14 protein-coding genes and 1 pseudogene are annotated in these 21,030 nt (G+C 59.1%); 5 read left to right on the top strand and 10 right to left on the bottom strand.

The window, feature by feature from the left end; genetic code table 11:
- Positions 1-49 precede the first annotated feature (49 nt).
- Positions 50-420: pseudogene (locus tag H8F27_RS06400) on the top strand (alanine--tRNA ligase); the annotation flags it as partial.
- Between the two features lie 158 nt (positions 421-578).
- On the opposite strand, the gene H8F27_RS06395 reads toward H8F27_RS06400, so the two are convergent.
- Complete coding sequence (locus tag H8F27_RS06395) at positions 579-2,285, bottom strand: ShlB/FhaC/HecB family hemolysin secretion/activation protein (protein WP_197152315.1); 1,707 nt, start codon at positions 2,283-2,285, stop codon at positions 579-581.
- A 337-nt stretch (positions 2,286-2,622) separates the two neighbouring features.
- On the opposite strand from H8F27_RS06395, the gene H8F27_RS06390 reads away from it, so the two are divergent.
- From H8F27_RS06390 to H8F27_RS06380, 3 genes are read left to right on the top strand one after another with little or no spacing between them, the layout of a single operon-like run.
- A complete protein-coding gene (locus H8F27_RS06390; RefSeq protein ID WP_197152313.1) occupies positions 2,623-5,862 on the top strand; it encodes a hypothetical protein in 3,240 nt (1,079 codons plus the stop codon).
- Between the two features lie 14 nt (positions 5,863-5,876).
- Positions 5,877-7,154: a CHAT domain-containing protein gene (locus tag H8F27_RS06385; RefSeq protein WP_197152311.1), complete on the top strand. Its 1,278-nt coding sequence runs from the start codon at positions 5,877-5,879 to the stop codon at positions 7,152-7,154.
- Between the two features lie 5 nt (positions 7,155-7,159).
- Positions 7,160-7,846, top strand: coding sequence for a hypothetical protein (locus tag H8F27_RS06380; RefSeq protein ID WP_197152304.1), 687 nt, complete (start codon positions 7,160-7,162; stop codon positions 7,844-7,846).
- 1 nt (position 7,847) lies between these two features.
- Here H8F27_RS06380 and H8F27_RS06375 read toward each other — a convergent pair whose 3' ends face one another.
- Positions 7,848-9,665 (bottom strand): CHASE2 domain-containing protein, encoded by a 1,818-nt coding sequence (locus H8F27_RS06375; protein WP_231596558.1) that lies wholly within the window; start codon positions 9,663-9,665, stop codon positions 7,848-7,850.
- 47 nt (positions 9,666-9,712) lie between these two features.
- Entirely contained in the window at positions 9,713-11,206 is a 1,494-nt protein-coding gene (locus tag H8F27_RS06370; protein WP_197152300.1) for a mechanosensitive ion channel family protein, read from the bottom strand.
- Positions 11,207-11,295: 89 nt separating this feature from the next.
- Between H8F27_RS06370 and H8F27_RS06365 the strand changes: the two genes are divergently transcribed.
- Positions 11,296-11,967, top strand: a complete 672-nt coding sequence (locus H8F27_RS06365) for an SIMPL domain-containing protein (protein ID WP_231596557.1) — start codon at positions 11,296-11,298, stop codon at positions 11,965-11,967.
- Here H8F27_RS06365 and H8F27_RS06360 read toward each other — a convergent pair.
- Genes H8F27_RS06360 through H8F27_RS06330 form a run of 7 tightly spaced genes read right to left on the bottom strand, consistent with a single transcriptional unit; the run spans position 11,936 to position 20,932 of the window.
- Positions 11,936-13,057, bottom strand: a complete 1,122-nt coding sequence (locus H8F27_RS06360; RefSeq protein ID WP_197152291.1) for an adenylate/guanylate cyclase domain-containing protein — start codon at positions 13,055-13,057, stop codon at positions 11,936-11,938. The two genes, H8F27_RS06365 and H8F27_RS06360, sit on opposite strands and share 32 nt — an antisense overlap.
- Positions 13,058-13,066: 9 nt before the next feature.
- Positions 13,067-14,119 (bottom strand): chemotaxis response regulator protein-glutamate methylesterase, encoded by a 1,053-nt coding sequence (locus H8F27_RS06355; RefSeq protein ID WP_255517746.1) that lies wholly within the window; start codon positions 14,117-14,119, stop codon positions 13,067-13,069.
- Between the two features lie 21 nt (positions 14,120-14,140).
- Positions 14,141-14,968 carry a protein-glutamate O-methyltransferase CheR gene (locus H8F27_RS06350; protein ID WP_197152286.1) on the bottom strand — a complete coding sequence of 276 codons (828 nt, stop codon included), beginning with the start codon at positions 14,966-14,968 and terminating at the stop codon, positions 14,141-14,143.
- 44 nt (positions 14,969-15,012) lie between these two features.
- Positions 15,013-16,590 (bottom strand): methyl-accepting chemotaxis protein, encoded by a 1,578-nt coding sequence (locus tag H8F27_RS06345; RefSeq protein ID WP_197152285.1) that lies wholly within the window; start codon positions 16,588-16,590, stop codon positions 15,013-15,015.
- On the bottom strand, positions 16,587-17,108 hold the full coding sequence (locus H8F27_RS06340; RefSeq protein ID WP_197152283.1) for a chemotaxis protein CheW: 522 nt from the start codon (positions 17,106-17,108) through the stop codon (positions 16,587-16,589). Before H8F27_RS06340 ends, H8F27_RS06345 begins: the two co-directional genes overlap by 4 nt.
- 10 nt (positions 17,109-17,118) lie before the next feature.
- On the bottom strand, positions 17,119-18,825 hold the full coding sequence (locus H8F27_RS06335; RefSeq protein WP_197152281.1) for a methyl-accepting chemotaxis protein: 1,707 nt from the start codon (positions 18,823-18,825) through the stop codon (positions 17,119-17,121).
- 1 nt (position 18,826) lies between these two features.
- A complete protein-coding gene (locus H8F27_RS06330; protein WP_197152278.1) occupies positions 18,827-20,932 on the bottom strand; it encodes a chemotaxis protein CheA in 2,106 nt (701 codons plus the stop codon).
- Positions 20,933-21,030: the final 98 nt, after the last annotated feature.

Genomic DNA, 21,030 nt, shown 5'->3' with positions numbered 1-21,030 from the left:
CTCGATTCCACGCTTTGAGGCTGGTTTGGATTGTGCCCCTGCTGTTGCCTGTGGCGGCACCCACGTGGCCAACACCGCTGAGATCGGTCTGTTCAAGATCGTGAGCGAGAGCGGCGTGGCCGCTGGCATCCGCCGCATCGAGGCGGTGGCCGGCCCGGCGGTGCTGGCCTATCTCAACGAACGCGAGGCGGTGGTGAAGCCCCTGGCCGAGCGCTTCAAGGCCCAGCCCGAGGCGCTGGGCGACGGTGCGGCCGTGGTGCTGGGCGGCGTGCTGGGCGGCCTGTCCGAGCCGACCGATCTGAGCAAGGTGATCCTGGTGGCGGCCGTCCCCAGCTGGCCCAGGCGGGCGGCAAGGATGGCGCGGCCCTGGATGGGGCGCTCGAGCAGGCGCGCGCAGCGTTGCGGGTGGCGCTGGCCTGAAGCTGCACCGGTCGAGTGACGCCCTTGCTCAGGAGTCCCCAGAACCGACACCATCGACGCTTGTGACAGGCGCGGTCGCGGGTGGATGGGGGGGATGTGTGAGGTATTCCCGGCGACGGTGGACCTCCTCTGACCAGGCCGTTGAGCTGGATCGGGGTTCAGAAACGAAACTGCACCTTGGCGTAGAGACCGCTGGCCAAAACCCAGTCGTCGAGCCAGGCACCGGGGTTGTCGCCCGTTTCAAACGATTTGGCGTAACCCAGCTCCAGCGCCCAGTTCTCCCCCGCCAACCAGCGCAGCAGCAGGCCGGCACTGCCCACGGTGTCGCTGAAGTCCACGCCAGGGAGGTTGGTGCGCACGCCGCCAGCGCCTACAAACGGCACCAGCTGCAGGGCATTGGTCTTGTTCTGCCAGAAGGTCCAGGAGGTTTCCAGCACCCCCAGCCAGCCACTGTCGCCGCTGATCAACTGGCCGGGTAGGCCGCGGATGCCCACGTCGGAGCCAAGGCTGAACTGCATCGAGGGGGTGAGCCGGTTGAAGGCCCACTGGCCGCCGAGGCGGGCATTGAGCTGCCAGCTGGGAGCAAAGGCCCAGGCACCGGAGATCAGGCCGCCGATGGCGGTGGACTGGGCCGGATCGATGCCGGCCGCCTGCCATTCCGGCTTCTGATCGGAGGGAATCACCGCTGAGATGCCGCTCAACATGTAAAGGTTGCCGCTCCAGCTGGAGCTGTCGCTGATGCCGCTGCCACTCACGCCGTAGCGCAGAAAGCCGGTGGTGGGGTTGCGCACGATTTCCGGGGTGGGCGGCGGCAGCTTGTTGCCGTTGAGCAGGGTGCTGCTGGTGTTGCCGCTGAAGCCCAGGAAGGCACTCCAGCGTTCGGTGAGGCTTTCGCTGAACACCCACTCCAGCTGGCCGAGGCCCTGGTACTGGAAAGTGGAGAGACCATTGGCCGGTGGGGCCAGTTCGATCAGGTTGCGGCGGCTGAAACCGAAGGCGCCGGTGAAGGTCAACGCATCGGAGAGCGGCAGGGTGTAGCTGATCGAGGTGATGATCGAGCCCAGCTCGGGTTGGTCGTCGGCATTGAGCTCGCCGTAGAGCAGCAGAATGTCACCGCTCAAGAGGGCACCGGGTTTGACCAGGGAAGCCACGGCGCGGGCTTCCCCGGACCCACTGGTGCCGTCGTTGCGGAGTGAGAAATCCCCCTGCCAGGCCGGCGCACCAGTCTGCATGGTGATCGTGAGGCTCGCCTGGCTGGGATCACTGCCGAGACGCCCCAGGTTGCCCTTGGCGGCTTTCACGCCGGGCACCCGACGCAACAGCCGCAGGTTGCGCTCCACGCTGGGCAGGTGCAGCACAGAGCCCTGCAGGGGTTTGAGCAGCCGCAGCACCCGTCGGTTGAGCCGCTCATCCGGACTATTCACCCGCAGCTCTACCAGCCGGCCCTCCACCACCTCCAGCATGGGGCCATCGGCGCTGTTCTCCACGTAGACGCGGCTGTTCACGTAGCCATCGGCCACCAGGCGGGCGGTGAGAGCTGCGGCGCAATCCCTGAGCTTCTGGGCTGGGTCGATGACGCGGCTGCACTCTGCCAGGGTCTGCCGGATCTGCTCGTTGCTGTAGCGGTTCAGACCCTCAATTCGGGGCAGATTGTCGAGGGGCTGCTGCAAGCCTTTGCCGGGAGCTGGCCCAGGTTGGGCCTCGGGGGGCGCTCCTGGTGGCGGTTCTTTGTCGAGCTCCACCGGCGCATCCTGCGGGCTGCGGGGTGAGGCTGGACGCTCAAGGGCAGGACGGGCTTCAGGTAGGCGCAGTGGCCCCCGCTGCAGGGGGGGAGCCACCAATTGGGCCAGCAGTAAAAGAGACATGGCGAGTTGCGCCACCCGAAGTAGCCCTATTGAATCGCGCTCTCCATCTGTCGGACCGATGGGTGTGGGCCTGCGGGGCTAGCGGCACAGACCCAACAAGGTATCAATTGCTACATTTTAATGGCAAATAAGAATCTATGCTTATTGCTATCATGTTTAAGTTTGTTAGCAGTCTGATGTTTTTCCAGTGTGACTTGTTGTGATGAGTTCATGATTGATTTCCTGTAATGATTGTCGCTCGCCCATGACTTCAGCCCCTTCGCCCAGGCGGCCACGGCTGCGTAGCCGGGCAAAGGCTGTTGGCACGGGTCGTTCAACTGGACCAACCCTGGTTCGGTTGATCGAGCATCACGGTCTGACACTGCTGGCGGTTTTGGCTGCCGTGACTGCGGCCTCAGCTGGTGAGATCACAGCGACCACAGGCCCTGCCGGCCTCGGCACCGCGGTGAACGGTGGCACTGCCTGCACGGCTGGGGCCTGTCTGGTGACCGGTGGCACGGGAGCTGGCAGCAACCTGTTTCACCGTTTCAATACCTTTGACACCCGTGGTGCCATCACGGGGGTGACCTTCGCGAACGCGGGTTTCAGCAGTGTGTTGGTAGGGGTGTTGAGCCCCACGGTGATCGACAAAACGGTGGCCTTGAGCCAGGCGGGCAACCTGATCTGGCTCTCGCCGTGGGGCATCAGCCTGCAGGCGGGGGGTGGCTTCCAGAACGTCACCAACCTGACGCTCAGCACGGCCACGGGCTTGCGAGTTGGCACGGGTTTATTTGATTTTCAGAGCACCACGGCGGAGCAGGCGGCGCTGCTGAGCGGCGCGCCGTTGCTGGGCCGTGCTGGCTTGGTGAGTGAGGCCGACACCCTGGGCGGGATGGGGCTGCTGCAGAACGGGGACCTCAGCATCGATGGCGGCCTGCTCACGGTGGATCAGAGCCTGTTGCTGGACGCCCAGGGGGGGAATGTGCTGCTGGCTGGGGCAAAGCTGATGGCGGGCGAGAGCCTCAGCATCAGTGGAGCAACCCTCACTCTTCAGCAGTCTGAATTGAATGCGTCCAATGCAACCGGTGTGGGTGGTGATGTGCGACTGGAAGGTCAGGAGATAGCTCTGCGTGAGGTTTCGATTGAGGCCAGTGGCCGCGATGGCGGAGGCACCATTTTGGTGGGTGGGGGTTATCGCGGTCAGGATCCAGAGATTCAGAATGCAGAACTGGTTGAGCTGGATGCGTCCAGTCGTTTCCGAGCAGATGCCCTGGATCGAGGGGATGGCGGTTTGGTTGTTGTCTACGCCAATGACTCCGCTTCGATTGCCGCCAACTTCAGTGCCCGTGGTGGCACCGAGGCTGGCAATGGTGGACTTGTGGAAACCTCTGCTGCATGGCTGGACATCAGCGAGATTGGACTGATTGACCTTGTTGCCCCAGCGGGCTTGCCTGGGACCTGGTTGATCGACCCAACTGATTTTTCGATTGTTGCTTCGGGTAACAGGCCGAATACGATCACGGCAGCCGACCTTCAAGACCAGCTCTTCAACAGTGATGTTGTGATCGAAACCCCCAATGCAAATGGTCGCGATGTCGGAGACATCATTGTCGATGCACCGGTCAGCTGGAGTGCCAATCGCCTCACGCTCAGTGCCTTTCGCAATATCAATGTCAATCAGAATCTGATTGCCACGGGGACGGGTTACCTCAGCTTCCACTATGGACAGGGCACGGCCGATGGTGCGGGAGCAACGTATGTGGTTGCGCCTACGGCAAAAGTTGAGGTGCCCCTCGCACGATATGGCTTTCTCTGGAAAAGGGGGTCTGGAGGTGTTGAGTATCCTGTTGTGCTCGATAATGATTCACTGAGATTTTGGCCCCGTTCTACAATATCGTTAAAAAATGCCTATGACCGTTTTTCGTTCAATGGTGCTGGTATGTTGCAACAGCCTTCTTATAAAGATTCTGGCGGAGCGTGGAGAACGTTGACAGATAATCGTCCCCTGGAGTTTGCGCTAGGGATTGGCGGCGATGGCACCAATAACTGGAATACCTCAGGGACGATCCTTGCGTCTGGCACGAGCATTCATTACTTTAATCCGCGTACAAGGTTTCCAGGTTTGGGAATTTCCAATGGGCGCATGGATGTTTCGCGCTATCTCGAGGGCGTGGGCACTGTAGTGACCAAGGTAGATCTGAACCCCTCCTCAATCCCCACGGCATCCCTGCGTTTAAGCAATCAATACACATTGCCTGCGGGGTCGACATCAGTAAGAGTTGATGTGACAATTGAGAACCTTTCAAATTCGCCACTCACCAACGTCCGTTACTGGTATGGAACGGGTGATGATACGTTAGCAAATACGCTGGGCACCACTAAAACCCGCGGCAATCTAACCGATACTGGCTTTAGTTCTCTCGCTATAGCGAGTCAGTCGTCCAATGCGATTCAGATCACGGATGGTGCTCAATCAATCATTTTCTATTCCCCAAGCCCTGGAGCGGCAACCACGGGGCTGAGAGGTCGCGGCAATTTTCTTTCTTTTGTTGTCCCTGTAGACCCATCCACAGCACGTATAGAAAGTCAAGAAGATGGAAACTATGGGATTTATTTGCGTTATCCGGATATCGCACCCCAAGGCGCTGCTAGCTCATCTTATATCTACACTACTGGAAGCGTTGGTATAGCAACGTCAACGCCAACGCCAACGCCAACGCCAACGCCAACGCCAACGCCAACGCCAACGCCAACGCCAACGCCAACGCCAACACCAACACCAACACCAACACCAACACCAACGCCAACGCCAACGCCAACGCCAACACCAACGCCAACGCCAACGCCAACACCAACACCAACACCAACACCAACGCCAACGCCAACGCCAACGCCAACGCCAACGCCAACACCAACACCAACGCCAACGCCAACGCCAACGCCAACGCCAACACCAACGCCAACGCCAACGCCAACGCCAACGCCAACGCCAACACCAACGCCAACGCCAACGCCAACGCCAACGCCAACGCCGGCGCCCACACCGGAGCCAACGCCGGCGCCGGCATCGTCAGTGCCAAGTATTGATGAGGTTGTAGGTTTTTCTCAGACTCCTCTTCAGGCTCAGGAATTTCTCTTTTCCGGTAGTGATTTTACTACTGCTCCACTCACGGAATCGTTTAATCCTCAGCCATCTTCTGTTTTGACTTCTGAAATGGAAGCTGCCAATTTTCTGGGCAGTGACTTAGGTCAAGGTGAGGGTGATGAGGATCGGAGGGATCAGCAGCCCGAAGATCAGATCTTGGCTCCAGCGGGGGGGGTGGAAACACCTAGAACCACATTGGAGACTGGTTTTGCAGCCGCTGGAATGACTGCGGCCGCTCAAGCTGGGCTTGAGATTCCGGCCGTCGTCAGCTCGGTCTCCCCTGAGGAGACCCTGGATCGTTATACCAAAGCTGAAGCCAAAGCCCAGGCAGATACCGCCGACAAGCTGGGGCTTTCAGGTGACACTGGCACCCCTCCCACATTTGATGAGATCAAGGCAGTGCTGCAGCGGGTGATCCAGTCGTTTGGCGGATCCTCGTCTTTCTTGGAGTGAATACTATGGATCCGATGGCGCGTTTGCTGGCCCTGATCAGCTGCACGATTGCGGCGGCTATAGGGGTCACAGGTTTCGAATGGGGAGCGGCGCTACGGTTGCCATCAGTTCAGGCTCAGGCTCTCCCATCTCCCCAGCCCGCCCGGGCATCCTTTGACCCCCAGCGCTATAGGCCGGCGGTGCTGCGCTTGAGTTTTACCAGCCAACGCGAGGGGGAGATGGGTGAAGGCCGGCAGGGTTTTGTGGATATCACCTTGATCCCGCCTGTTGGCCCAGTGCTCGGTCGTCGCGTCGAGGTGGCCACCAGGGACTTCGCCACCTTGCTTCGGCGGCTGTATGCCCAACTCTCCCGTCTGGAGGCTCTGGAGGTGGAAAATTCCGCAGCACCGGCGCGTCAGCTGTATCGGCTGCTCATTGAGCCTGTGCGTGCTGAATTGACAGCCGCCGGTATCACCACGCTGTTGATTTCTGCAGATCCTGGGTTGCAGGCCGTTCCGTTCGCCGCCCTCCACGATGGCAAAACTTATCTTGGCCAGTCTTACGCTTTCTCGCTCACTCCCTCCCTTGGCTTGATGCGATTGGACGCTCCGGCGGGGGGCGGTTCCGGCCAGCAGATGGCTGCCGGGGCATCGCGTTTTGAGGGGCTGGCTCCCTTACCACTGGTGCCTCAGGAGGTTTCCCAGGTGGCTGCAGCCTCAAGAAGTTTGACCGGAGTGACCTACCTCAACGAAGCCTTCACGCCTGAGGTTCTGTTTAGACAGGCTGGAAATGACACCGTGGATCGTGTGCATGTGGCTACCCATGCGGAATTTCTTCCGGGGGGGGCAAGCAAGGCCAGGCTTTATACTGGAACTAGGAGCATGTCGCTGACTGAATTCGCTGCATTGCGCCAGCGGCGTGAGAGTGCACCCCTGGATCTGTTTGTGCTGAGCGCCTGCCGAACGGCCCTGGGCGATAAGGACAGTGAACTGGGATTCGCCGGCCTGGCCCTCCAGGCCGGCTCCCGCAGCGCCATCGGCAGCCTTTGGTATGTTGATGATGTGGCGACTTCAGCCTATTTCATTCAGTTTTACCGCTTTCTTGATAAAGGAGTGCCCAAGGCAGAGGCCATGCAGCTCACCCGCAGTGCCATGGCCAATGGCAGTCTTCGTGTCGCGGGGGAGCAATTGCTCGCTGCAGATGGCTCCGTGCTGCTCAAGAACCTCACACCCAGCCAGCAGCGCCGCATCGAAGCCGGCTTGAGCCATCCCTTTTACTGGGCCGGCATCACCCTCCTTGGAACCCCCTGGTAACCGAGATGCATCCTTTCACCCCCCCCCGCCGGCAGTCCCGTCCGTATCGCTTGCTGGGCCGTTGTGGACTGCTGCTGGCCGCCCTGCTGCTCGGGCTACCGGCCAGCGAGGCCCTCGCCCAGGCCAATCCCCGCAGCACGTTTCCCGGTCGCCGCATCGGTGGAGGCACCCGAGGCGAGTGCACGGCTCGCCTGCTGGCCCATCTGGTGCCCCCAGCCAGCGTCTTTGCCCCAGGAGCCAGCCGCACCCTGGGTTTGCTGGAGGGGCCGGTGGCCACCCCTAGGCCGGTGCTGCTGGAGTTGCAGCCCTTCAGCAGCGTCAGCGGTGGGGTCGATCGGGCCAGCCTGGGTCGCACCAGCCGCGATCTGCCCGCCAGCCCGGCCGGCGTCACCCTGATCAGCCTGGCTTCGTTTTCGGGTTCCATGCTCTGGGAATCCTCCTACCGCTGCGGCAACGACGGCCCACCAGGGGAAGCCGATCCACTGGCCTTCGTGGATGCCGTGGCACCGCCGGCCCTGAGCTTGTTGGTGAGTGATGTCACCCCGGCCGACCGCCCGGTGCAGGAGGCCCTTGCCCGGCTGAAGGCGGCCTGCGGTCGGGCGGTACCCCGCCAGGAGGTGGCCCAGGCCTTCGGGCTTGAGGATCTGATCAGCGCCGAATGGCCGGCCTCCTTGCCCGTGCGCTGCCTCTGAATCAGCTCGAACCGCGACCCCGCATCTCCCAGACCTCCAGGGGTTCGTTGCGTCCTTTGACCTGCACGGCCCCCCAGGCGCGCCAGTTCACCGGTAGGTCATCCGGCAGCAGTTCTCGGGTGCTTGAGGTGACGAGCACCCTGCAGGTCGTGTCATGACGGTCCTTGTCCAGGCTCTCCAGGCGGGAGGCGCAATTCACCGTGTCGCCGATCACGGCGTACTCCAGTCGCTCGCTGCTGCCGATGGAGCCAGCCAGTACCGGCCCCGAATGGATTCCCATCCGCATTCGCATGGGTGGTTTTCCCTGGGCCTCCAACTGCCGGTTCAAGATGGTTAGCTCGATCTGAATTGCCAGGGCTGCGTCGATAGCAGCTCTGGCGTCGGTCTTGCTGCCCTGACTCATCGGTGCGCCGAAGACCGCTAGAACACCATCTCCGGTGAACTTGTTCACCATGCCCTGACGGCCACTGATTGCCTTGACGAGGCAGGCCATCCCCTGGTTGAGCCAGGCCAGCAGTTCAGCGGGAGGAAGGCCCTCCGAGACGGTGGTGAATCCGGCGATGTCCGTCAGCATGACCGTGACCTGGAGTTGGCGCCCCTCGAACCGGCCGTCCTTGAGAAGATCTTCCCGTTGGGCCCAGAGTTGTTGGGCCACCGCTGGCGAGGTGGTCTGGCCGAGCAGCCGTTCGAACTGCCGGCGTTGCAACTGGCTGGTGGCTCCCAGGCGTACCCAGGCGGCGGCGGCCACCAGTCCGAGGCTGATCACCGGCATGCTCACTCCCACCCACACGTGGCCGTAGAGGAGCAGTGCTGTGGCCATGGCGACGATGGCCAGCAGGGACACAGCCACAGCCAGCACGCTGCTGAGCAGGTTTCGCAGACCCTCCCCGAGAGCGATCCCCAGGACAATGGCCGCCAGCTCCAGCAACCGTTTCGCCCACATGGGCACCGTGAAGATCCGGAGGCTTCGATCACCATCCTTGCGGTCGATCAGGCTCGCCAGTCGGTGGGCGTGGAGTTCCACGCCTGGAACGAGCAGCTGACGCTTCCCGAGCGTGAAGCGCGTTTGCGGCACTGGGAAAAGATCCCGCAGCGAGGGGGCAGTGCTGCCGATTAACACCAGCTGATTGCTGATCTGGCCAGGGGGGATCCTGTCGCCGGCGAGCAAATCCCGCAGGGACCACTGGGGGAACGTGCCCAGGCGCCGGAATTCCAGCATCTGCTGATACCCGGAAGCGTCCAGCTGGTCATAGCCAGACGATTGCTCTTCGAGCCATGGGCCTGGCGCCATGTCGTTCTCGAGCTGGTGGCTCAGCCAGCGGGCACCCATGCCCACCTCCAGGACCCGTAGCGGCAAGGACACGGTGGCTTCATCCTGACCGCTGACGTGCACCAGGTCGCGGCGCACAACGCCGTCCGGATCCACCACGAGGTCGTTGTAGCCCCGGCGGCCCTGCGGGGTGCCCGGCACTGGTCCGATTGCTTCGGCCACGTTGAAGATCGAAACAAGGCGTGGGTCATCCCGGAAGCGTTGTCGCAGGCATTCCTGATTGGGGCCTACCCCCTTGTCGCGGTAGATGTCTAGACCGATTGCCAGGGCTCCGTTCTGCAGCAGTCGATCGACCGCTTCACACAGCAATCGGTCGTCGATCGGCCAGCCAAAGCGACGGATGTCACCTTCGTCGATGCCGATCAATAGAATTGGTTTGCCGATGCCGGATGGAGCTGGACGCAGGCTGGTGACCAGGTCGTAGAAGACCAGATTGAGGGTCTCGTTGATAGGCAGGCGATTCAGCGTCAGCAGCAGCGCGGCTGCCACGCCATAGGGCGAAAGTGCAAAGAACTGAGCTTGCAGCCACCTGAACATCATGGTTTTTTCCAGGCCAGCAGCAGCCGTTTCATGGACTCGACCAGGGCATTGTTCGCTTCCTGGGGTGGTTCCAGGCTGAGGTTGTTCAGTTCGGCTTCCCGGGTGCTCACGATTAAGGCCAGGCGCTCCAGCAGGGAGGGTTCCTGTTCCAGCAGGGTTCGCATGCAATCACGGCTCACCCGCAGCAGCAGACATTCCCGAACCGCCCGCACCGTGGCGCTGCGCGGGGAACCGGTGAACAGGGTCATTTCACCGAAGACGTCGCCAGGCCCGAGCTGGCATACCTCAACACGTTCTCCACTCGCCATCTGCTTGGTCACTTCCAGCGTGCCGCGCAGCACCTGGTAGAGCGATTCCCCCTCCGCCCCCTCCAGCACGATCGCCTCCCTGGGGGCGAAGCTCATCAGCCGACTGAGTCTGATCACCAGCTCCAGCTGGTTCTGATTGAGGATGCCGAACAGGTCTGAATGGCCAAGGGCAGTGGCACAGGCCTCAGGGGAGGGGAGCCGAAGCCTGGCTGAGGCCTCCTGGGGTCGGCGGCGCTGGATTTCCCGAACGGGATAGGGCACCCGCTGGCCGTCCCGTTCGAGGGCATACCAGATCTGGCTCAGAAGGTCGCTGCGCAGATCCAGGTGGGCGCGATCCCCCGATTCGCTCTGCCAGACCTGCAACTCATAGGTGATCGCACTATCGCCGAAGGCCTTCAGAGATGCCTTCGCAGCGGGCTCGCCCAACACCCTGGCGTTCTGACGGGCCACGCTTTCCAGCATGGCCAGAGCCCGGTCAGGTGGGTAGTCATAGTCCAATCCCACCTCGAAGCGGTTGCTGATCACCCCGCTGGCTGAGCGATTGATGATCAGCTCGGCGGTGATTTTGCTGTTGGGGATCACCAGCCGGCACCCGTCGAGGGTCAGCAGCATGGTGTCGCGCCAGGTGATCGTTTCGACGATGCCCCGTGCTCCGTCGCTGAGCTCCAGCCAGTCCCCCACACTGAAATCATCTCCCAGCTGCAATTCCAGGCCAGCAAAAAGATCTTTGAGGGTTTCCTGGGCTGCCAGGCCGAGCACGGCGGTGAGCACTGCGGAGGTGGTCAGCAAGCCCACCAGATCAACCCGGGCTAATTCGCGCACCACGATCACGGTGACCACCGCCCCGGCGCCCAGCATCAGCAGCTGCAGCATCAACTCCGGCGGTCGTCGCCACCAGCCCAGTCCAGCTGGCAGCTCCATTAGCAGCCAGAGCGCAACCCTCAGGCCGGCCAGCGCCAGAAACAGTTCGTCGAGCAGGGCCAGCCATGGCCGGTAGCCCGCTGAGACGGGCAAGTCGTTCAGCAGCGGCAGCAGGGCCCAGCAGAGCAGGGCCAGCAGGGAGAGGCGCAGCGGCAGCTCTGGCAACTTTCGCTGCCGCAGCAACCGCTGCACCAGCAACAGACCGGCCCCGATGAGCACGGCCGGAACCAGCGACGGCAGGAGCTTTTGCAGCAATGCCATGGCTTGCGGCGCGACCTCCGGCTGGTCACCATGCTGATGGAAGATGACGAACCGTGCCAGGACGTTGCAGCTCGCTCTTTTCAGCAACCTTGACGAGCCTGCTGGTGGCCCTGCCCGCGGCCGGCTTGGCCCAGGCCCAGGTGCATCTCTCCTGCGTAGGTACCCTGGTAGAGGCCCGCGGCAGTGCGGAACGCAAGCGGACCACGGCCAGCCTTCGCTTCTCCCTGGCGGTGGAGGCCGAGGCCGCAAGCAGTGATGCCGCCCTAGCGCAGCTGCAGGGCCATCTCTCTGCGGTGCGCAGCAGCCTGCAGACGCTGCAGGTGAGGGAGCTGCAGGTCAGTTCACCATCCACCACCTGGCAACGGCCCGCCAGTCGCACCGGCCCTAAGCGGGTGGTGGCCAGCCTTCAGGTGTCTGGCCAGCTAGCGCCGGCCAGGCTGCAGGCCCTGGTGCGGGGGGTGGGTTCCCTGCCCGGGGTCCGGCTCGCCCCGGTGGCGACCGAGGCCGATCGGCCGGGGGATAGGGCCGCCCGGGCAAAGTTGCTGCGGGCCGCCTATCAGGACGCCCTCGCCCAGGGGTTGGAACTCGCTGGCGCCATGGGGCTTAAGGGGGTGCTCAAGCCCATTGAGGTGCTGCTGGAAGGGGGCTCCAGGCCTGGGCTGAAGATGGCGATGGCAGCGGAGGCAGCCCCTTTCGATCCGGCCGAGCTGGGAGCGCCTGTGGATCGGCTCAGCCTGCAGGTGCGTTTCTGCGCCCGTTGACATAGAAGGTGGCAACCTCGCCCAAGCCCTTGGCCTGGACCAGTCCGCGGGATTCCAGGGCAAAGGTGTCATCCAGCAATTCGGCCGTCTGGGTAGAAATCTGTACCCGCCCCGGGGTGCCGCTCGATTCCATCCGGCTGGCCACATTCACCGTGTTGCCCCACAGGTCATAGGTGAATTTGTTTTTGCCAATCACCCCCGCTACCACCGGGCCACTGTGGATGCCAATGCGCATGTTGAGATCTGTTTGGTTGGCCTGGTTGAACTGATCCATGGCCGCCAACATCGCCAATGCTGTGGAAACCACGGCTTTGGCATGGTCGTCGCGCGCTTCCGGTAGGCCGCCCACCAACATGTAGCTATCGCCGATGGTCTTGATCTTTTCGAGGCCTGCCTGCTCGACCAACTGGTCAAAGTTTGAGAAGAGGCTATGCAGCACTTCAACCAATTGTTTGGCGGTCATGCCCTGGGATAGCCGGGTAAAGCCCACCAGATCAGCAAACAAGACAGAAACATTGGCATGGCTGTCGGCGCAACGCTGCTCGCCACCCTTGAGCCGCTCTGAAATGGCAACCGGCAGAATATTAAGCAGGAGCAGCTCTGATTTTTCCTGTTCCTGAATCAGCCTGAGGTGTTGGGATTCCAGCTGTTTTCGCTGGATGATTTCCAGATCGCGCAGCCTTTTTTTCTCCAGTGATGAGGTCAGTCGGGCCCTTAGCAGCACCTGGCTGAAGGGTTTGGGTAGGTAGTCCTCGGCGCCCATTTCAATACAAGCCACCACTTCTTCGATCGATTCACCACCAGAGATCACAATCACGGGCAAGCCCCTGAGCTCTGGGTTGGCCTGCATGCGTGCCAGCACGGCCAACCCATTCATCTGGGGCATTTCCATATCCAGCAGCATCAGATCAAAGGCTTCCTGCTGGAGCCGCTCCAGGGCATGTTGGCCATCAACGGCCTCCTCAATCTGCCCAATTCCCAGTTGACGCAAGGAGCGGGCAATGCCCATGCGCAGCATTTTGCTGTCGTCCACCACGAGGATGCGGGCAGCTCTGAGCAACTCTGCGCCCGGCAGTTCAGCTTCGTCCATGCCAGTGGCTCAGGGTTTGATGGTGTTGAGGGTTTCCACAATGGCCTGGGGCATGGCCTGCAGGTGGACGCTGCGGTCGACCACTCCCAGTTCAACAGCGGCCCTGGGCATGCCGTAGATCACACTGCTGGCTTCGTTTTGGGCCAGGGAACAGCCGCCCGCCTCCTTGATTGACCCCAGGCCGCGGGCCCCATCTCGCCCCATCCCGGTGAGCACCACCCCCAGGGTGTGGGCTCCGGCGACTGCCGCTGCGGAGCGGAAAAGCACATCCACGGCCGGCCGGCAGTGGTGAACTGGCGGGGTTTGCAACAGGCGCACCCGGTATTGATCCTGCTTGACGATCATCATGTGATAGTCCCCGGGGGCAATCAGGCAGACGCCCGGCAGCAGTGGATCATTGTCGGCTGCTTCCCGCACCTCCATGGCACTGAGGTCGTTGATGCGTTCGGCCACGGCCTTGGAGAAGTAGGCCGGGATGTGCTGCACGATGGCAATGGGCGGCAGATCGGCTGGCAGGGCGGGCAGGATGTAACGCAAGGCCTCGACGCCGCCAGTTGAGGAGCCGATCACCACCAGGCGGCGATCCATTCCCGCAGGCGCTCGGGGCCGGCTGGGCAGGCTGGGCTGGAGTTTGGTTGTGGGCAGGGGGGCAAGATCCCTGCGGGCCCTGGCGGCGGCCTTGATGTGAAAAGCCAGTTTGCCGGCCAGGGCGCCGATGGAGCTGCTGCCGTCGGGTTTGGCAAGCACCTCCTTGGCTCCCGCCTCCATGGCATCGAGGGCCAGCTTGGAGCCTTGCTGGGTCAGGGAGCTGATCACCACTACGGGTAGGGGGGAGTTCTCCTGCTTGAGCTGGCGCAAAAAGGTAAGGCCATCCATGCGTGGCATCTCCATGTCCAGCGTCAGCACATCGGGATGGAGTTTCGGAATTTTGTCCATGGCGATCAGGGGATCGTTGGCAACGCCGACAACCTCGATATCAGGATCCATCTGCAGGGTGTCGGTGATGGTCTTGCGAACGAGCGCAGAGTCGTCAATCACCAAGACTCGGATTTTTCTGGTCATGGGGAGTAGAGATGCAAGCGACTAAGAGCTTTTGCGGTAGACACCGCCACCTAGGGATTGGAAATCATGCTTGAAGCAGGCCAGGCTATCGCAGTGCCCTATCACCAGAAAGCCGCCCGGTGTGAGCATGTGATGCAATCTGGAAACCAGCTGGGATTGGGAGTCTTGGGCAAAGTAAATGAGCACATTACGACAGAAAATAAGATGAAGTTGCGCCGGCAGCGGATAGCTTTCCTGGAACAGATTAATTCTTTCAATTTTGACGTGGTCGAGAATTTCCGGCTTGACCCTGCATTTACTTTCATAGATATCGCGGCCGCGTTTGAAGTAGCGCTGTAAAAATTGAGGCTGGGGTAGGTTTAGGTTCGCTTCCTGATAAATAGCCGTTGTGGCGGCTTTTATGGCTTTGCTGGAAATATCACTGGCATATACCAGCCAGTCAGGCTTGGGGCCTGCCTGCTTGGCCAGGTGCTCACTGATGGTGATTGCCAGCGAATAGGCCTCTTCACCTGTAGAACTAGCTGCAGACCAGGCTAATAATTTGCTGGCAGCGCCCGGGCATTCCGCCAAAATCTGATCTAGTATTTCTGAGCCAAGTCGATCAAAGTGCTGCCGTTCCCGGAAAAACTGGGTGTGGTTAATGGCAACAAGGTCGATTAGTGTATGGATCTCCGCATTATTCTGGCCTTGGCTGATATAGCGGTAATACTCGTCCCAGGATTTGATCCCTAGTTGCAGCAGCCTGGATTTCAGGCGGCTGGTTAGCATTGTTTGCTTGTTGTCGCCCAGCTTGATGGAGCTATGCTTATGAACCAGTTCACAGATGCCCTGGTAGACAGAGTTAGACATGGGCTGCTCAGGCGGCCCCTGCCTTGCTGTGCTGCTAACAACCATCAGTAGTTGCTAAAATGCTCATCTAAATTGGAATCTGGCCGATCTTGCGGGCCGGTTGGTTCTGGTTTTGCCGAACTATTTTTGCCATCCAGCTCACTGGCCAGCTCGTTTGAGGAGCCATCTATCACCGCACGCAGCGCTCCAGCGGTCTGCTGCTGCATCGATGCTTGCTGGCGCATTTCTTCGGCTGCGCTGGCGATTTGCTCTGTATTGATGGCGCTGGATTGGGCCACTTTGCTCATTTCCTGAATGGCAATAGTGACTTGCTCAATGCCCTGGGATTGCTCTTTGGTTGCCAGGGCAATTTCGGAAACAAGGTTGTGAGTTTCCTGAACTTTGCTGCCAATTCGGCTGAATGATTCCCCCACACCAGTTAAACATTGGGCCCCTTGACGACTGCTTTTGATCGATGCCTCGATCTTGGTTTCTGATTCGTTGGCCGCGGCCGCACTGCGCTGGGCCAGGGAGCGAACCTCCTCGGCCACTACCGCAAAACCCGCACCGGCTTCCCCAGCCCTGGCAGCTTCTACGGCAGCATTGAGGGCAAGAATGTTTGTTTGAAAGGCGATCTCATCAATGCTTTTAACAATTTTGACAACCTCATTGCTTGAGCGCTCTATTGCGGCCATGGCTTCGGTCATCTCCTTCATGCTGGCCATGCCCTCGCTGGCACTGAGCTGGGATTCGCTGGCTAAAGTTCTAGCGTGATCAGCATTGCGGGCTGAGGAGTGGATCATGCTTGACATCTCCTCCAGGGAGGCACTGGTTTCTTCAATGGCACTGGCCTGCTCACTTGCGCCCTGGGCCAGCTGATTGCTGGAGTCGGCAATCTGATTGGAAACCTGGAGGAAGCGCCCTGAGCCCTTGCCAAGATCATTGACAATCCTATCCAAAGGGCTGGCGAAATCCCTTTGCATCAGATAGAGCACTGTATAGGCTGATGCCAGCAGCAGAAGAGTGATCAGCAGCAGGATTTGGTTTGCCCGCTGGGCGCTGGCGGCGGCTTCCTGCTCGCTGTTAATGATTTCCCGGTTAGAAATGTCGACCAGCTTAGCATTCATTTCGCTGTGCTCATAGAACAGTCTGTCTAGCTCCTTAAATACCGCCAAAGCGGTCTGCCTGTTGCCTGAAGTCAGCGCTGGCAGCAGGCTTGAGCCGACTAAGTTTATGTAGCTGCTGGCCGGGGTGTTTGAGTCTTTGGTCAGCAAAAATCGTTCTTCTTCGGTGACATACTTGTTAGCAGTCCAATATTTGAGCCTCTCTTCATAGGCTTGCTGAAGCCTTGGCAGGGCACTGCTAAGCCTTGAAATATTCGCCGATCCGGACACAGTCTTCCCATTTTCGCTGTTGCTGGCATCCAGCATGGCCCGGGTAACGTAATAATGCAGCTCGATAATGTAGTTTGGTGGCGGCAATATGTCTGCTATTAAATCTTTGCTGGCAACAATTTTTTCGTAGGCAGGGCTGTTGATCGAGATCGTTCTGCTGAGAATGGTGCTAGCTATTAATTCGCCAACTAATGCGACTGTTACCAGGGCAGCATTGGCCCGAATTAGAACTTTTAGATTGAGCTTCATTGGTCTTGCTCCGGTGCCAAGGCGGGAGTGGCTTGGAGGTTGCCGGCATCTTTGAGAAGTTCAGCGACGCTGAGAATTGCTAGAACTGAATCTTTATACTTGGCCATCGCTTGAATGAATTTGCTGTCAACCGTGTCGCAAAAGTCTGGTACGGGTTCGATGGCGCTTTGTTCAATAAATACCACCTCGTCTACTAGGTCTACCTGCAGTCCGACTAATTGGTCTGGGCTTGCGGCGGTGTGGTGATGCACAACGATAATGCAGGCCCGCTCTTTTGCTTCCGAGCCGGGCAAATGGAGGCGCTGGCGCAAATCAATAACTGGCACAATCTTGCCGCGGAGATTAATTACGCCGAGAAAATGTTCAGGCATTCGCGGCACCGGGGTGATCGGGCAAAGCCGAATAATCTCCCGCACCTCTGCTACGGCGAGGCTATAGCGTTCTTGGCCCAGCTGGAAGTTAAGGAACTTTCCCGCCTCAGGAAGATCGTTGTATACGGCTATGTCGTCTATTGCCATCTCCCCTGCCTTAGTAATCACTGAAGTGCTCATCATAGTTTGATTCCGCCTGGCTTTGCCCCTGATGCAGCGCGGATGATGGCTGCGGCTGTGTCCCCAGAACCCTGCGCGGCTTGGCTTGGCTTAGGTGGGTGTGTTTGCTATGGCTAGATGGGGAGCTGGTGGTGCCATCAATTACTATTTTTAAGTCTGCCGTTATTTCGTGTTGTCTCATGGCTTGGCTGCGCATTTGTTCGGCTGCGCCAACAATCTGCTGACTGGCGCCTGCGCTTTGTTCGGCAGCCCTTTTCATCTCTTCAATTGAAGACAAGTTGTCTTGGGCAACCTTGCTCATTTCCTGTAGGGCCGTGGTGATGTGCTCAATGCCTTGGGCTTGCTCTTTAGTGGCCAAGCTAATTTCAGATACAAGGGAATCGGTATGTTTAACTTTGTCACTAATTTTGGCGAAGGAATCGCCCACCCCGTCTAGGCAGCGCGCCCCTTCCCTGCTACTTAATATAGATGCCTCAATCTTCTGGGAGGATTCGTGGGCGGCTGCCGCACTCCTTTGCGCTAAAGACCGCACTTCTTCTGCTACTACAGCAAAGCCCGAGCCTGCCTCGCCAGCCCGTGCCGCCTCTACGGCTGCGTTGAGGGCAAGGATATTGGTTTGGAAGGCAATCTCGTCGATACTTTTTACAATCTTGCCAACTTCGTTGCTAGATTTCTCAATTGCCCCCATGGCTACCGCCATCGCCTCAAGACTGGTGTTACCCAGGCTGGCGCTTGCCTGGGCTTCGCCCGCCAGGGTTTTGGCGTGATCGGCATTTCTGGCGGAGGAATGGATCATGCTCGACATCTGCTCAAGCGAGGCACTGGTTTCTTCAATAGCAGCCGCCTGCTCTGAGGCACCCTGGGCCATCTGCAGGCTGGAATTTGCCACCTGCCTGGCCCCGGTTGCGATTTCATAGCTCGCGTTTGCCACACTGCTGGTGGCCTCAATGAATTGGTCGGCGCCGTCGCCCAGCTCGCCTGCAATCTTGCTCAGTGGAGTTACGGCAACTTTTTGCATAAGGTAGAGGGTGAAATAACCCAATCCCAGTAGGGCCAAGGTGCTAAATATTATCCAGAGGGTGGCTGCCCTGATGCCATTGTCTGCTTCGGCTTCGTGTTCCTGAATTTCGGCCTTGTTAGTACCTATTACGCCGGCGAGGCCGGAGAGGTGTTCTCGATAGATAGCATCTAAATTCCGGTCGACTTCTGCAGCCCGTTTTAGATTTCCTGCCTGTAGGGCGGGGATAAGGTTGTTGCCGATGGCATTCAGGTATTCCTGGCTGACTCCACTAGTCCAGCTGCGAAACTTATTCTGCAGATCGGGCTCAAAGTTTGGATTTTCAAGCCAGAGTTGCTGTCGATCTCTGAACTTAGTGACTCTCTCGCGGTAATACTGTGCTAGGGTTCTGATTGCCGGGTTTGTGGCAATCTGGGCAGGCTCATTCTGTCCTGAGTTTTTGATTGATAGAAGGGCTCGAGCGACCTCGCCACGCAGGCCGAGGAGCTCAAAGGGGGACGGCTGAAGATCTCCTGCTAGGTCGTGGTGGTCAACAATTTTTTCATATAGCCGCTGGTTGATCCACATGGGCCGAGTCAGGATGGTCAATAGTGCGACCTCGCCTACTAGGGCCACGGTCAGCAGGGCAGCGTTGGCCTTGATTAGAAGCTTGACATTCAAATTCATGTTAATTACTTAAACTAGGGGATTCTGTCCTAGGGCTTTCGCTGCGACCCAGAGCATCCGGATCGAGGATTAGCGCCACCCGTCCATCTCCCATGATTGCCGCCCCGGAATAAACGGGTTGGCTTTGGAGGGTCTCGCCCATCGGTTTGATAACAACTTCTTGTTTACTAATGAGATGGTCTACCAGTAGGCCTTTGGCTTGACCGCCAGAGTTGATGATCAGGATAATGCCTTCGGAGGGGTCGGCTGAGCCGCTGTCGATTTTTAGCTTTTGGCAAAGACTGATCATGGGTATCAATCTTCCGCGTAAATTTACAAGTTGTCCCCGTCCCTTAAGCGTTGACAGCATGCTTGCTGTGGGCTTGAACGATTCCTGAATCGAAAGGGTTGGGATGATAAAGCGTTGATTGCCAGCTCCCACCAGCATACCGTCGATGATGGCCAGTGTCAGGGGTAGATAAATGCTGAAGGTTGTGCTTTTGCCAACCACCGATTGCACGTCGATCCTTCCTCGCAGCCTGGAGATACTTCCCCTCACTACATCCATGCCGACGCCCCTGCCGGAGACATCGGTAACTGTTTCAGCCGTAGAGAAGCCGGGTTCGAAGATTAGGCTAAGGATTTCATTGGTGTTGCCATTGAAATCGGTGTCGACAATGCCCCTTTCCCTTGCCTTTGCCAGTACCCGAGCAGGATCAATGCCGCGACCATCATCTTCAATTCTGATCAAGATGCCACCGGCCTGGTGACAGGCTTCAATTTCAATCTTTCCTGCAGCTGACTTGCCCAGGCCTTCTCTCTCGGCGGGGTGCTCTATACCATGGTCAATTGAATTGCGCAACATGTGAATCATCGGCTCGGCAAGGGCTTCGACGATGTTGCGATCCAACTCAGTATCTTCGCCCTTGGTAACCAGGCAGATTTGCTTGTTTTGGCTATTTGCTAAATCGCGAACAAGGCGGTTCATCTTTTGGAAGGTGGTTCGGATCGGCACCATTCGCAACGACATTGCATTGCGCTGTAGGTCGGCGGCAATTCGTGAAAGCTGCCTCAGTTCCCGCGAGAGCTCCTCCGATTGCTGCCCAGCCACCACCGGGTGCTCCACCACCATCGATTTAGCTATCACCAGTTCCCCCACCAGGTCGATCAGGGCGTCGAGCTTCTGGGTATCAATCTTGACAAAGTTACTGAGGTTGGCCGCCTTTGGTTTTGGGCTCGGCTTTGTCTGTGGCTCCTCTATTTCCTTGGCTGTGGCAGGGATTGGCTTATTGATTTCGGCTATTGGTGGAATGATTTTCGCTTCGTTGGCGGGCTCACTGGGCGGTTCACTGGCCAGCATGCTTGTTTCGCCGGGCTTTTCGACCGTCACCTCACCAGGATTGCCATCGAGGGTGCTCCGCACCCTTTCGATCAGCTCCCTTGTCGGTACGATGATTGGGGCCGTTTTGTTGTCGCTACGGATTGTTTGCTCTATCCCATCCACAAACTTGCGCAGGGCATCCCCCCCAGCCAGGATCAGGTTGATGACATGTCTGTCAATGACAAGACTATTTTGCCTTGCCGCATCGAGGAGAGATTCCAGGTTGTGGGCTAGGTCTTTGATGGGCTCGAGCCCCAGGAATCCAGCACCGCCCTTGAAGGTGTGAAAGGCGCGAAATACCTGGTTTAGGGTTTCCCTGTGGGCGGGATCCTCTTCTAAAACCAGCACACCTTGTTCTACCTGTGAAAGCAGATCTTTGCCTTCGTTGCAGAATTCATTGAGTAGTTCGAGGTCGTCCTGGCTTTCTAGATTGATTGTAAATCCAGCTTCGGTTTTGTTTGCTTCGGCATAGAGTGCCTTCTCAAGGGGCTGGTATTTTTGCTGGAGCGCCTCCAGTTCCCCTGCATCCAGGGCCGTGCCACGGGCTTCAAGCTCCACAAGCCAGCCACCCAGTTCCCTGCTTAATTGCAGTGCCTTTTCCCTTCCTTGGGCGGCTGCGATTTGTTGGAGTTTGCCTAGGGAGGTGATCAGCGCAGCAATGCTGCTCTGGCCGCCTGATTGAACAAAGGCGAGCTCAAGGGCAATCTCCTGCAGCAGCTCCTCCGTTGACTCATCCAGCAGGGCCATGGGCAGCACCAATCAGCACGAATATCGCCCATAGGCGTGCTCCGTGACCTTAATATTTTCCTTGTTATAACGGGCTTTGCCTGCCACGGCAATCAGAG

The sequence above is a fragment of the Synechococcus sp. CBW1108 genome, assembly GCF_015840335.1.
In the GTDB taxonomy this organism is placed as follows: domain Bacteria; phylum Cyanobacteriota; class Cyanobacteriia; order PCC-6307; family Cyanobiaceae; genus Cyanobium_A.
This window is presented reverse-complemented; position numbering and strand designations above follow the sequence as displayed.